This window comes from Nocardioides sp. SLBN-35 (assembly GCF_006715725.1).
Lineage (GTDB): Bacteria > Actinomycetota > Actinomycetes > Propionibacteriales > Nocardioidaceae > Nocardioides.
In genome coordinates this window covers 3,416,460-3,429,461 of record NZ_VFNU01000001.1, presented here as the reverse complement: position 1 = coordinate 3,429,461, position 13,002 = coordinate 3,416,460, and the positions used below count along the sequence as shown (strand labels likewise).

The following is a 13,002-nucleotide window of genomic DNA, read 5'->3' as shown; positions in this document are numbered from 1 at the left end:
CCCCGGCGTCAGCTGAACTCGACGGACGGCAGCTTCCAGGAAGGGTTGCCCTCGGCGTGCTGGACCTCCTCGGCGAAGGACCGGGGCTTGGTGATCGTGTCCGGCTTCCCGTCGCCGTCCGCGTCGGCAGCCTTGCCGTCGGCGTCGACGACCGACTGCTGGTCGCTGTTGAGGACCGTGTCGAGGGCCTTCAGCAGCTCCGCCTCGCAGGCGATCATCGCGACGTGCAGGTTCTCGTGGAGATCGCGGCTCTCGGCGACCACCTTCCACTCCGCGGGGAACTTGAGGTTGCCCAGGAACTGTCCGGCGGTGACGACATTGGCCAGGGTGCCGGTGGCGTCGCCGACGACCGGGATGAAGCCGAGGATGTCCAGAGCGGTGCTGATCCCGTCGAGCACCTTCATGTCGTCGTCGCGGATCAGCGAGGCCCACTGGGAGACGTAGACCGGTCCCGCGGAGTCCTGCCAGTGCTGGAGGGCCTTCTCGGCGCTCTTCCGCGCCCCCTTGACGATCGCGATCATGTTGTTGCGGTACTGCTGGATGACCGCGGCGACGGCGATGCTGGTGACCGCGAGGATCTGGGTCGACTCGGCGTAGTCCTCGGCCGTGATGGCTAGCGTTCCGTAGAAGTCGTAGAACGAGTCGGAGCCGAGGGATCCCGGGGTCCAGCCGCTGGCCCGGAGCTCGGTCACGAAGCCGGGCAGCGAGTCGCCGTCGCTGGTGTAGGGATCGGTCATCTTGATCAGGCCCGAGGCGGCGCCGGCCAGCTTCTGCGCGGCGGAGGACAGGGCGGCCGTGTCGGTGTCGAGGATGACGTTGCAGAGGTACTCGCAGGTGCCGCCGTGAAGGGACATGGCGTAGCTGTCCGCCGCGTCGACGAGCTGCTGGGCCCTGACGTTGAACTGGGTGCCGTTGTCGCCGCCCCACATCAGGTCGTTGATCTGGATGCCGGCGCCGACGGCGGTCCTCATCATCGTGTGGGCCCAGAAACCGTGGGACCCGGGGAAGCTGACCGAGACCGGCCAGGGGTAGTAGGTCGCGCCGTTCTCGGAGCACTCGATGCGGCGCTGGTCGAGCTGGGTCAGCTGCTCGACCGCCTCCTCGTTGACCGCGAGCTCACGGAAGTACTGGCAGGCGACGCTCAGCTCCGCCACCAGCTCCGAGCGGAAGTCCCCGCCGCCACCGCCGTCGGGCGCAGCCTGGTTCATCAGAGGTCCTTCGGGAGGTCGGGGAGCGGGGCCTGGTCGGGAGTGCCCTCGTAGCCGCTGGTCTCGAGCCACTTGGCGTGGCCGGCCAGGAAGGCCTGGGCCTCCGCGTCGCGCGCGGAGAAGTCGTCGGCGATCTGGTCGAGCGCGACGGCGCAGTCGTTCAGGGTGCGCGTCAGCTGCCGCAGCCGGAAGGTGATCTCCTCGCCCAGCGCCCCGATCTGGCCGCCGATGGCGTGACTGGTCGGCGCGATCTCCTTCTGGATCGTGGCCGTCGCGTGCGCGATGTCGACACCCCATTTGCTGAACTCCGCGGCCTGCGCCGGGATCTGCTTGTGCGCCGCCCGGTAGATCCGGTCGATCCTGATGTCGATCGTCACTGTTGACTTCCTCCACGGCCTGCTGTGTGTGCCGCGAGCCAACTACCCCTCCGGGGTGTGGTCAAAACCGCAGCGTCAGGGGCCCGGGTCCCGGCCAGCCGGGCACCTGGCAGGGTGGACGGCATGGGAGTCCAGCTTCGTGTCTTCACCGAACCGCAGCAGGGTGCGACGTACGACGACCTGCTGGCCGTCGCCCTCGAGGCCGAGCGGCTCGGCTTCGGCGCCTTCTTCCGCAGTGACCATTACCTGCACATGAGCGGCGACGGGCTGCCCGGCCCCACCGACGCATGGACGACCCTTGCCGGCCTGGCCCGTGACACGAGCACGATCCGGCTCGGCACCATGATGACCAGCGCCACCTTCCGCCACCCCGGCGTGCTGGCGATCCAGGTCGCCCAGGTCGACCAGATGAGCGGCGGACGGGTCGAGCTCGGCATCGGCGCCGGCTGGTTCGCCCAGGAGCACACCGCCTACGGCATCCCGTTCCCCGACACCCGCGGGCGCTTCGAGCGGTACGCCGAGCAGCTCGAGCTGGTCACCGGCCTGTGGTCCACCCCGGTCGGCGAGCTGTACGCCTTCGACGGGCAGCACTACCAGCTCGCGGACAGCCCGGCGCTGCCCAAGCCGGTGCAGAGCAGCGGTCACCGGGGCGGCGTACCGCTGCTGGTGGGCGGGGTCGGCAAGAAGCAGACGCCGGCACTCGCCGCGGCCTACGCCGACGAGTTCAACCTGCCGTTCGTCGACGAGGAGCTCACCGCCGTCCAGTTCGGGCGGGTCCGGCGGGCCGCCGAGGAGATCGGCCGCGACCCGGCCTCGATCACCTGGTCCAACGCGCTGGTGCTCTGCGTCGGTGGGGACGAGGCGGCGATCGCCCGCCGCGCCGCCGCCATCGGCCGGGACGTCGACGAGCTGCGCGCCAACGGGCTGGCCGGGACTCCGGAGGAGGTCGTGGCGAAGATCAGGCGGTACGGCGACCTCGGCGCCCAGCGGATCTACCTCCAGGTCCTCGACCTCGCCGACCTCGACCACCTGCGGCTGGTCGCGGCGGAGGTCATGCCGCACGTGTGAAGTCGGCGACCGCGGCGAGGAGGCCGGCGGGGTCCTGCAACATCGGCAGGTGAGCCGTCGCCAGCTCGCGGGTGAAGTCCGCGCCCAGGGCCTGCGCGCAGCGCCGCTGCAGGTCGGGCGGCACCTCGCGGTCGGTCGTGTGGACGTAGCCGGCCCGCTCGGGCGCCCGGCCCCGGGGCGCCGCCGTGACGAACAGGCGACGGGACTCGGGCGTGAACTCCGCGACCAGGCGATCGACGGTCGGGGCCGGCAGGCCGGCGCCGAACCCGGCGCGCAACTGCTTCTCCGGCGGACGGGTGCCGGCCAGCCGGAGGATCGCAGGGAGCAGCCAGCGCTGGGGCACGGGCAGCGCAGCCGTGAACGAGCGCCCGGGCGCCGGCCAGACGGCGGCCACGCCGAGCACGCCCGCGACGCGGTCGGGCGCGGCTGCGAGCATCGCCTGCGCCACCACGCCGCCGACGGAGTGTGCGACCACCGCGAACCGGGGCCACTCCACGGAGCCGAGCGCCGCTACGGCGTACTCCATCGGACCGGCGTCGGGGGAGTCCGGGCGGGGTGCCACCGCGGACTCGCCGAGCCCGGCGCGCACGTCGCCCCAGATCCAGGCAGGAAGGCCTGAGCCGCTGAGGAAGAGGACGGGTTCGGTCATGACGACGACCCTGCCACCGGCCACCGACAGTGCCGGGGGTCGTGGCGACGTGAGGGAAACCGGCCGGGGGCGATAGCCTTGACCCATGACTTCTGCACCCTTCGGCACCATGCTGACCGCGATGGTCACGCCGTTCCTCGAGGACGGCTCGGTCGACCTGGACGGGGTGCAGAAGGTCGCCAAGCACCTGGTCGACAACGGCAACGACGGCATCGTGGTGTCCGGCACGACCGGCGAGTCGCCGACCACCACGGGTGCCGAGGACGGCGAGACCCTCGCCGCGGTCAAGGACGCGGTCGGCGACCGGGCCAAGGTCGTCGCCGGGGTCGGCACCAACGACACCCGCCACTCGGTCGAGCTCGCCAGGCAGGCCGAGAAGGTCGGCGCCGACGGGCTGCTGCTCGTCACGCCCTACTACAACAAGCCCAGCCAGCCCGGCGTGCTCAACCACTTCCGCCACGTCGTCGAGGCGACCGCCGTCCCGGTCATGCTCTACGACGTGCCCGGCCGCACCGGCACCAAGATCGCGCTCGAGACCTACGTCGCGGCCAAGCAGTGGGAGACCGTCATCGCGGTCAAGGACGCCACCGGCGACCTGTCCCGCGCCGCCCAGCTGGTCGACCTCGGCTATGTCGTCTACTCCGGCGACGACGTCAACACCCTGGGCTACCTCGCGTACGGCGCCACCGGACTGGTCTCGGTCGTCGGCCACGTCGCCGGCACCCAGCTGCGCGCCATGATCGACGCCTTCCTGGCGGGCGACCACGCGGAGGCGCTGCGCATCCACACCGGCCTGGTCCCGGCCTTCGAGGCGATCATGGGCGTGCCCAACTACGGCGCGACCACCGCCAAGGCGGCCCTCGAGCTGGTCGGAGTGCTCGGCAACCGCTCGGTCCGAGCGCCACTGATGGCCCTCGACGACGCCGAGGTCGCCGACCTCCGCGCCGGACTCGCCGCGGCGGGCCTGCTCTGATGAGCCACCCGCACCCCGAGCTTTCCGCGCCGCCGAAGCTCCCCAAGGGCGGCCTGCGGGTCATCCCGCTGGGCGGCCTCGGCGAGGTCGGGCGCAACATGACCGTCTTCGAGTACGACGGCCGGCTGCTCATCGTCGACTGCGGCGTGCTCTTCCCCGACGACCACCACCCGGGCGTCGACCTGATCCTCCCCGACTTCGCGGCGATCCGGGACCGGCTCGACAAGGTCGAGGCGCTCGTGCTCACCCACGGGCACGAGGACCACATCGGCGCGACGCCGTACCTCCTGCGCGAGCGACAGGACATCCCGCTCGTCGGCTCCCAACTGACCCTCGCACTGGTCAACTCCAAGCTGCGCGAGCACCGGCTGCGCCAGACGCCGTTCCACACGGTCAAGGAGGGCGACCGGATCTCGTTCGGTCCCTTCGACCTGGAGTTCGTCGCGGTCAACCACTCCATCCCCGACGCGCTCGCGGTCGCGATCCGCACCGGCGCGGGCATGGTGCTCCACACCGGCGACTTCAAGATGGACCAGCTGCCGCTCGACGGCCGGATCACCGACCTGCGGGCGTTCGCGCGGCTGGGGGAGGAGGGCGTCGACCTCTTCCTCACCGACTCCACCAACGCCGACGTCCCCGGCTTCACCACCGCCGAGCGCAAGATCACCCCGGTGCTCGAGCAGGCCTTCGCCGAGTCGAAGCAACGGATCATCGTCGCGTGCTTCGCCTCCCACGTGCACCGCGTCCAGCAGGTCCTCGACGCCGCGGTGAAGTACGACCGCAAGGTGGCGTACGTCGGCCGCTCGATGGTCCGCAACATGGCGATCGCCCGCGACCTCGGCTACCTCCACGTCCCCCCGGGCGTCATGGTCGAGGCCAAGGAGCTCGCCGACCTCGCCCCCGAGCGCCAGGTCCTCATCTCGACCGGCTCCCAGGGCGAGCCGCTCAGCGCCCTGGCCCGGATCGCGCAGCGCAGCCACAACTTCGTGCACCTCGAGGAGGGCGACACCGTCGTGCTCGCCTCCAGCCTGATCCCCGGCAACGAGAACGCCGTCTACCGGGTGATCAACGGCCTGTCCCGCCTCGGCGCCAACGTCGTCCACAAGGGCAACGCCCTCGTCCACGTCAGCGGCCACGCCAGCGCCGGCGAGCTTCTCTACTGCTACAACATCGTCAAGCCCAAGAACGTGCTGCCCGTCCACGGCGAGGTCCGGCACATGCTCGCCAACGGCGACCTCGCCAAGGCCACCGGCGTCGAGAACGTCGTGTACGCCGAGGACGGCGTCGTGGTCGACCTCGTCGACGGCGTGGCCTCGGTGGTCGGCAAGGTCGAGTGCGGCTACGTGTTCGTCGACGGCCAGTCGGTCGGCGACGTGACCGAGTCCGAGCTCAAGGACCGCCGGATCCTCGGCGAGGAGGGCTTCATCTCGGTCATCGTGGTCGTCGACTCCGTTGCCGGAAAGGTCTCCGCCGGCCCCGAGATCCACGCCCGCGGCCACGCCTGGGCCGACTCCGACTTCGAGTCGATCAAGCAGCCGATCATCGATGCCGTCAACCGCTCGCTCAGCGAGGGCAGCACCGACACCTACCAGCTGCAGCAGACTGTGCGCCGCACCATCGGCCGCTGGGTGAGCAACACCCACAAGCGACGCCCGATGATCATCCCGGTGGTCGTGGAGGCCTAGGTCGGGCTGCATGAATCCCCGGTCGACCGGGGATTCCAGCACTTGATGGGGGTTGCAACCCCCGACAGGTGCATGAATCCCCGGCTGGCCGGGGATTCATGCACCCTGTGGGTGACCGCTACTGCTTGCCCTTCAGCTTGATCGTCACCTTCGCGCTGAACGCGGCGATCTTCGCGTCACCGGGGTAGTTCACGCTCGCCTTGACCTTGCGCTTGCCCTGCCTCCACAGCTTCCTGAGCTGCTTCTTGGCCTTGATCTTCAGTACGCCGTCGACCACGGTCCCGGTGTACGTCTTGCCCTTGATCGTGACCGTCACCGGACCGGCCAGCGCGACGCCGCCGGCGGTGGCGATCTTGATCTTCACGACGCCGTTCTTGGCGCTCGCCTTCGGCGAGACGGTCGCGGTGCCCGCGGCCGGCGGGGTGCCGGCGGTGCAGACACTCATCTCGACGTTGTCGACGAACCAGCCGTTGTTGCCGTTGCAGCCGTCCATGCCGAAGTCGAACCGGACCTTCACCTTGTCGCCGGCCTTGGCCACCTTGGACAGGTCGATGGCCGAGGTGCCCCAGGCGCCGGTCGGCTGGCCGCCGTCGGCACCGGTGAACGCAGGCTCGCCGGCCATCGGGTTGGTGTTGCCGCCCTCCTCGGTCTCCAGGTGTCCGCCCGGAGCGTTGAGCAGCCAGGCGTCGTCCGGGACAAGGGCGTAGGCGCCGCCGTTTACCGACACCTTCACGTTGCCACCGTCGAACTCGACCTCGGAGGCCATGTAGTGGTCGAACGAGAAGCGGGGCAGCGTGCCGCTCGGCACGGTCAGCTCCTTGGTGGCCATGCTGACCCGCGACGAGTAGTCGTCGGCGTCACCCTGGCAGCTGCCGAAGTTGCCGTCGTCGCCCTTGTCGTCGAAGTAGAGCACGGTGCCGCCACCCTTGTGCTGCGTGCCGCCCTCGGTGACGATCGGCAGGTCGGTCGTCAGCTTCGTCGGGAAGTGCGCGTTCGGTGCGTCGACCGACTCCTCCCAGCCGGCCGGGAGGCCGGACTCGAAGCCCTCGGACCACAAGACGTCGGTCTTCGTCCCAGCGCCACAGCTCACACTTCCGGTCTTGAACATCGGCTGGAAGTTGCACTGGACGGGCTCGACCCGGAGCTGGGTCGCCTGGGCGACGGCCGCCACTGCTGCGCAGTTGGCCGCGGTGATGGGCGCCATGTCCGCCGGAGCCACGGCCGCGCCGCCGGTCGGGCTGGTGCCCACCGCGAGCTTGTTCAGTCCGCCGATGCCGCGCAGGTCGGCGCAGGACTGCTCGAGTCCGTCAGCCAGCTCCGCGAAACCGGAGGTCGAGGTGAGGTACTCGTTCTGCGTGCGCCAGAAGATCTGCGCGGCCTTGTCCAGGCCGATCCCCTCGACGGTCACGCCGTTGTAGGTGCCACCGTCGACGAGCAGCGCGTAGGTGTGGTTGACCACGCCCGAGTTGCTGTGGACGCCGCCGTTGTCGTCGGTGGAGCAGGAGTACTCCTCGTCCGACACCTTGCCCGGGTCGCCGTAGCAGGTCGGGTTCCACATGTCGCGGATCGCGCCGCCGAAGGCCGGGTCGTCCTCGCCCGAGAGCCAGCGCGCGCTCTCGTCACGGTTGGCGAGACTCTCCTTGATCGTGATGTTGGCGGTGCCCACCGACTTGATCCTGTCTCCGTCCGCCTTCGACACCGACGCGCCGTAGAAGCCGGCCGGAGCGGTCCCCGGCGGGCTGATCATGCCGTCCACGTTGTTGGCGATGACCAGGCCGGTGGCGCCGTTGGCGACCGCGTGGTCGATCTTCTCCTGGAAGGTGCACGAGCCCCGGTCGACGTACGCGAGCTTGTCCTGGACCGCTGCCGCGTTGGCCCATACGGCGTCGCAGCCGTCGGTGGTGCTGCCGACCGCCGGGTCGGGGTTCGGGTCCGTGTCGGTCGCGACCACGAGGTCGGAGGTGACGCCCGTGTTGGCCGGGTCGAACTTGTCGCCGAAATCGGCCGACCAGGTCGGCTTCACGACCGCGCAGGGACCGGCGACCGAGGCGGGCGTGTTGATGGTGAAGGTGAGATCGCCTGGGGTCGCCAGGGAGCAGCGGCCGTCGTCGTTGCGGTGGGTCGTCTCGTCGAGAACAACATCGCCGTCCGGTCCCTCGACGGTGACGTCGTTGTACCGGTCGTTGAGCATGTCGACGGTCTCGCCCCAGATGTCGGAGTAGGCCTCGTTCATCGCTCCCGGCTGCCACTGGTAGAGCAGGCCGGAGGTGTACTCGGTGTAGGCGTGGCCCCACTCGTGCGCCACCGTGTCGTCGGAGGACACCCCGGAGCAGTAGTTGGTCGACACGCCGTTCCAGTTGGCGTTCGGGCAGTTGATGGCCGGGTCGTTGTTGACCGTGACCATCTTCGCGCCCTCGCCGTCGTAGGAGTCGCGGCCGAAGGAGTTCTTGAAGAACCAGTAGGCCTCACCGGTGCCCTGGACCTCGTTCTGCTGGTCCTCGTCGAGTGCGCCGGGGAAGGGCTGGCCCTCCACCCAGACGGTCTCGCGCGGTGCGTCGCCGTCGTGGGCCTCGATGAGCTCGCGGTCGAGCGCGTGCGCGATCATCGTGTAGCGGTTGACCGGCTTGCCGGTCTCCGCGTCGAGGACCGACGTCTCGCGGACCTGCTTCCCGTCGGTCACCTCGACCACCCACGCCAGCAGGTTGCGTCCCTCGACGCCCTGGATCGCGCCCATCCGGTAGACCACCAGGTCCGCCTTGGTCGCGCTCAGGTCGCTCGCCTTCGGCTTCGCCGTCGCGGCCTCACCCCGGCCGGCCGGGGCCTCGGCGGCGAGCTTGATCGCCTTGGCGACCGCGGCGTCCTTGTCGAGGCGCGGAGTCACGTTCACATCGATCTTCGGTACGACGTACCCGGTCACCGAGGTCAGGTCGCCCTGGGTGTCGACGTGGGCGCGCAGCTTCGCGCCGAACACGGGCACGCCCTGGTAGGACTGCGCGAAGTCGACCGTGTAGCCGGCAGGCGTCTGGGTCGTGGTCGTCTGCTTCATCTGGGCGGAGGTCGCACCGAACGCGCGGGCGTACTTGTCGACGTACCCGCTGGCCTTGGCCTCGGCTCCGCCGCGGGACTTGCCCAGTTGCTCGGAGGGGTAGAGGTCCTCGGTCGCGCTGATGAAGCTGACCTTGTCGGTGGCCGGTGAGGTCGTCACCGCGACGTTTCCGCTGGCCTCGCCGCGCATCTGTTGCACGACGGAGGGATCCTTCGGTGCTGCCACCGTCGCCGTCGAGGGGATGACCACGAGGGCCGCCCCGACGAGAGAGAGTCCGACGCCCTTCCTCAGGGCGTCAGGAAGGTTGAGTCTCACGAAATGTTCTCCTCGAGATAGAACGTGCCCTCGGCAGGTCTAGGGGTACCGGCTCCCGCGCACGTTCTCGGCACCCTAGGGGCAGGAATGCGGGCGGTCCAGAGGTTCGGAGCAAACTCTGCGTCAGGCGGGCCGCTGGGCCGCAGGAACTTCGGGACCGGCCTCGCTCCCGAGCGAATGCATGATCGGGCAGGGCTCGTCGGGATCCGTGCACTGAAGGGCGAGAAGGCCGGCCAGGGCACCGCGGAGCTGGACCAGGTCGGCGATCCGGGCGTCGATCTCGGCGAGCTTGTCCCGCCCGCGAGCGGCGACCTCGCCCGCCACGACCACCCGGGTCCCCGACAGCGCGGTCAGCTCGCCGAGCTCGGCGAGAGTGAACCCGAGCTGCTGTCCGCGGCGCAGGTAGCGCACCCGGACCACGTCCGACTCGTCGAAGTCGCGGTAGCCGCTCGTGGTCCGGGGCGGCTCCGGCAGCACGCCTCGGCGCTCGTAGAACCGCAGGGTCGAGACCTTCACCCCGGCCCGCTCGGCCAGCTCGGCGATGTTCACGCCGCGAGGGTACGACGACCGCTCGCCAACGCGACGGCGCCGCCCTGGACCACGGCCCAGGTGAGCTCGGGGACCAGGAACGCGAGGACGACCGGGCTCGCGCCGCTGCCGAGGGCGCTGAGCATGGCGGCCGAGAACAGCACCCGCGCGACGGTGTCGGCCGCGCCGAAGGCGAGCGTGGGACGCCAGATCCGGACGACGGACCACACCACGACCAGGCTGCCGGTCAGGTTGGCGAACAGGACGGTGAAGGTCGCGTCGGCGTCGGGCACGGCTCCGGTGAGGCCGAAGGCCCGGTGCAGGCTGTCGAGCAGCGCGAAGGTGCCGGCCACGGTCCACGGCAGGGCGAAGCCGGCGCTGGCGATGAGGTCGTAGACGGCGGAGGCGCGCACGACGCGACGGGCTGATTGAGGAGTGATCTTCATGGACGTGACGATCGACCCTGCACCATGGTGCAGAGTCAAGCGAGACACACCCCTCTGTGGTCCCTGTGACTGGTGGGACGATCGCCTAGGTTTGGTGTCATGGCGACCCGTACGTCTTCCCCGCCGGCGTCGCGCAGCAGGACCAGTTCTTCCTCCCGCTCGGGCGTGAAGAAGACAGCCAGCTCGCGTACCCGGAGTACGACCACCAAGAAGCGACCGCCGGCCAAGAAGTCGGCGGCGAAGCGGCCTGCCCCGCGCGCCGTGCGCAGCGGGCCCGGGCCGGTGCTGCGCGCGTTCACCGCGCTCGGCAGGGGAGTGGTCGCCCTGTGGCTCGCCTTCGCCCACGGCATCGGCGCGGTCACCCGCGGAGTCGGTCACGGCGCCCGTGACATCGACCCCGAGCAGCGTCGCGACGGCTTCGGCCTGCTCCTGGTCGCGCTTGCGTTGATCATCACCGGCGCGGTCTGGTTCGAGGTGCCCGGTGGCGTCATGGACTTCACCCGCGCCGCGGTGTCCGGCTCGGTCGGCAAGATCGGCTGGTTCGTGCCGCTGCTCGTGCTGGCCGCGGGCTGGCGCGTCATGCGCGACCCGGTCGGCAACGGCCCGGTCGGTCGCCAGGTCATCGGCTGGACCGCCTTCGCGTTCGGGCTGCTCGGCATCGTCCACATCGCCAACGGCAGCCCCGAGCCCGTCCAGGGCGACACCACGCCGCTGCGCGACGGCGGCGGCGCGGTCGGGTACGTCGTCTCGGCGCTGCTGCTCGACCTGCTCCGTGCGCCGGCGGTCGTCGTACCGCTGCTGGCGCTGCTGGCCTTCTTCGGTGTCCTCGTGATCACGGCGACGCCGCTGTACCGCGTGCCCGACCGGCTGCGCGAGATCGGCGACCTGCTGCTCGGCCGCCACCACGACGACGAGAACGCCGGTCCGCTGAGCATCGACGACACCTTCGAGCGGATGGGCGACCCGGCGTACGACTCCCCGGTCCTCGCCGAGCCGAAGAAGCGGCGGCGCAAGAAGGACGAGGAGCCGAACCCGGCCGAGGAGTCGATGGAGCTGCTCACGCCCATCGACGTGCCGCTCGTCGACGACGAGCCGGTCGACCCGGAGGCAGGGTCGAACGCGCTCATCGCCCGTCGGCTGGCGCAGTCCACGACCGCCGACGACGAGACCGGCGAGCTCGAGCCGCCGCCGCACGCCGACCTGCCCCAGCGCGTCGAGCAGCTCGCCCTGTCCGGCGACATCGTCTACACGCTGCCCGACGCCACCGCGCTCAAGCCGGGCGACCCGCACCGGGCGCGCTCCAAGGCCAGCGACGACGTCGTCAGCCGGCTGCAGGGCGTGCTCGACGAGTTCAACGTCGATGCACAGGTCACCGGCTACACGCGCGGCCCGACGGTCACCCGCTACGAGATCGAGCTCGGCACGGGCGTCAAGGTCGAGAAGATCCTCGGCGTCCAGCGCAACATCTCCTACGCCGTCGGCTCGGAGGACGTCCGCATCCTCAGCCCGATCCCCGGCAAGTCCGCGGTCGGCGTCGAGATCCCCAATACCGACAAGGAGATCGTCTCCCTCGGCGACGTGCTCCGCTCCAACGTCGCTCGCACCGACCACCACCCGCTGGTGGCGGGCCTCGGCAAGGACGTCGAGGGCGGCTTCGTCGTCGCGAACCTCGCGAAGATGCCGCACCTGCTGGTCGCCGGTGCCACCGGCTCCGGAAAGTCGAGCTTCATCAACTCGATGATCACCTCGGTGCTGATGCGCTCCACGCCCGACGAGGTGCGGATGATCATGGTCGACCCCAAGCGGGTCGAGCTGAACGCCTACGAGGGCGTCCCGCACCTGATCACGCCGATCATCACCAACCCCAAGAAGGCCGCCGAGGCGCTCGAGTGGGTCTGCCGCGAGATGGACATGCGGTACGACGACCTGGCCAACTTCGGATTCCGGCACATCAACGACTTCAACAAGGCCGTGCGCGAGGGCAAGGTCGAGGTCCCGCCGGGCAGCGAGCGCACGCTGACGCCGTACCCGTACCTGCTGGTGATCGTCGATGAGCTCGCGGACCTGATGATGGTCGCTCCGCGTGACGTGGAGAGCTCGATCGTCCGGATCACCCAGCTCGCCCGTGCCGCTGGCATCCACCTGGTGCTCGCGACGCAGCGCCCGTCGGTCGACGTCGTCACCGGCCTGATCAAGGCGAACGTCCCGTCCCGTCTGGCGTTCGCGACGTCCAGCCTCGCCGACAGCCGGGTCATCCTCGACACCCCGGGCGCCGAGAAGCTGGTCGGCCAGGGTGACGGTCTCTTCCTGCCGATGGGTGCCTCGAAGCCGATCCGCGTGCAGGGCTCCTGGGTCAGCGAGCCCGAGATCCAGCAGGTCGTCAAGCACTGCAAGGGCCAGCTCGAGCCGAGCTACCGCGAGGACGTCACCGCGCCGGCAGCGTCCAGCAAGGTGCTCGACGACGACATCGGCGACGACATGGACCTGGTCATCCAGGCGATCGAGCTCGTGGTCTCCACGCAGTTCGGCTCCACCTCGATGCTGCAGCGCAAGCTCCGTGTCGGCTTCGCCAAGGCCGGCCGGCTGATGGACATCCTCGAGAGCCGCGGCGTCGTCGGGCCCAGCGAGGGGTCCAAGGCGCGCGACGTGCTGGTCAAGCCCGACGAGATCGATGCCGTGATCATGACCATCCAGGGGGAGGCGTGAG

Annotated in this window: 10 protein-coding genes; 4 read left to right on the top strand and 6 right to left on the bottom strand. The window is 70.1% G+C overall.

Features of this window, described 5'->3' with window-relative positions; genetic code table 11:
• Nucleotides 1-8: 8 nt before the first annotated feature.
• The gene (locus FBY23_RS16645) at nt 9-1,208 is read right to left on the bottom strand and encodes a hypothetical protein (RefSeq protein ID WP_141799161.1); all 1,200 of its coding nucleotides are present in this window, start codon (nt 1,206-1,208) and stop codon (nt 9-11) included.
• Nucleotides 1,208-1,585, bottom strand: a complete 378-nt coding sequence (locus FBY23_RS16640) for a hypothetical protein (RefSeq protein ID WP_141799160.1) — start codon at nt 1,583-1,585, stop codon at nt 1,208-1,210. Before FBY23_RS16640 ends, FBY23_RS16645 begins: the two co-directional genes overlap by 1 nt.
• Before the next feature lie 123 nt (nt 1,586-1,708).
• On the opposite strand from FBY23_RS16640, the gene FBY23_RS16635 reads away from it, so the two are divergent.
• Complete coding sequence (locus FBY23_RS16635) at nt 1,709-2,653, top strand: LLM class F420-dependent oxidoreductase (protein ID WP_141799159.1); 945 nt, start codon at nt 1,709-1,711, stop codon at nt 2,651-2,653.
• Here the strand turns inward: FBY23_RS16635 and FBY23_RS16630 are convergent.
• Nucleotides 2,637-3,302, bottom strand: coding sequence for an alpha/beta fold hydrolase (locus FBY23_RS16630; protein WP_160158270.1), 666 nt, complete (start codon nt 3,300-3,302; stop codon nt 2,637-2,639). The two genes, FBY23_RS16635 and FBY23_RS16630, sit on opposite strands and share 17 nt — an antisense overlap.
• Before the next feature lie 85 nt (nt 3,303-3,387).
• Here FBY23_RS16630 and dapA point away from each other — a divergent pair, with 85 nt between their 5' ends.
• A complete protein-coding gene (dapA, locus tag FBY23_RS16625) occupies nt 3,388-4,275 on the top strand; it encodes a 4-hydroxy-tetrahydrodipicolinate synthase (protein ID WP_141799157.1) in 888 nt (295 codons plus the stop codon).
• Entirely contained in the window at nt 4,275-5,960 is a 1,686-nt protein-coding gene (locus FBY23_RS16620) for a ribonuclease J (RefSeq protein ID WP_141799156.1), read from the top strand. Before dapA ends, FBY23_RS16620 begins: the two co-directional genes overlap by 1 nt.
• A gap of 118 nt (nt 5,961-6,078) precedes the next feature.
• On the opposite strand, the gene FBY23_RS16615 is transcribed toward FBY23_RS16620, so the two are convergent.
• The 3 genes from FBY23_RS16615 to FBY23_RS16605 all read right to left on the bottom strand — a co-directional run bounded on the left by FBY23_RS16615 (nt 6,079) and on the right by FBY23_RS16605 (nt 10,295).
• Nucleotides 6,079-9,195, bottom strand: a complete 3,117-nt coding sequence (locus FBY23_RS16615; RefSeq protein WP_260806588.1) for a M4 family metallopeptidase — start codon at nt 9,193-9,195, stop codon at nt 6,079-6,081.
• A 249-nt stretch (nt 9,196-9,444) separates the two neighbouring features.
• The gene (locus FBY23_RS16610) at nt 9,445-9,870 is read right to left on the bottom strand and encodes a heavy metal-responsive transcriptional regulator (protein ID WP_141799154.1); all 426 of its coding nucleotides are present in this window, start codon (nt 9,868-9,870) and stop codon (nt 9,445-9,447) included.
• Nucleotides 9,867-10,295, bottom strand: coding sequence for a hypothetical protein (locus tag FBY23_RS16605; RefSeq protein WP_141799153.1), 429 nt, complete (start codon nt 10,293-10,295; stop codon nt 9,867-9,869). The genes FBY23_RS16610 and FBY23_RS16605 overlap by 4 nt, the downstream gene beginning before the upstream one ends.
• Before the next feature lie 99 nt (nt 10,296-10,394).
• On the opposite strand from FBY23_RS16605, the gene FBY23_RS16600 reads away from it, so the two are divergent.
• A complete protein-coding gene (locus tag FBY23_RS16600; RefSeq protein ID WP_141799152.1) occupies nt 10,395-13,001 on the top strand; it encodes a DNA translocase FtsK in 2,607 nt (868 codons plus the stop codon).
• Nucleotide 13,002: the final 1 nt, after the last annotated feature.

Coding starts and splice junctions, on each gene's coding strand:
- FBY23_RS16645 (WP_141799161.1), bottom strand. CDS start 1,208: ATGAACCAGGCTGCGCCCGACGGCGGTGGCGGCGGGGACTTCCGCTCG.
- FBY23_RS16635 (WP_141799159.1), top strand. CDS start 1,709: ATGGGAGTCCAGCTTCGTGTCTTCACCGAACCGCAGCAGGGTGCGACG.
- FBY23_RS16630 (WP_160158270.1), bottom strand. CDS start 3,302: ATGACCGAACCCGTCCTCTTCCTCAGCGGCTCAGGCCTTCCTGCCTGG.
- dapA (WP_141799157.1), top strand. CDS start 3,388: ATGACTTCTGCACCCTTCGGCACCATGCTGACCGCGATGGTCACGCCG.
- FBY23_RS16620 (WP_141799156.1), top strand. CDS start 4,275: ATGAGCCACCCGCACCCCGAGCTTTCCGCGCCGCCGAAGCTCCCCAAG.
- FBY23_RS16615 (WP_260806588.1), bottom strand. CDS start 9,195: ATGCGCGGCGAGGCCAGCGGAAACGTCGCGGTGACGACCTCACCGGCC.
- FBY23_RS16605 (WP_141799153.1), bottom strand. CDS start 10,295: ATGAAGATCACTCCTCAATCAGCCCGTCGCGTCGTGCGCGCCTCCGCC.
- FBY23_RS16600 (WP_141799152.1), top strand. CDS start 10,395: ATGGCGACCCGTACGTCTTCCCCGCCGGCGTCGCGCAGCAGGACCAGT.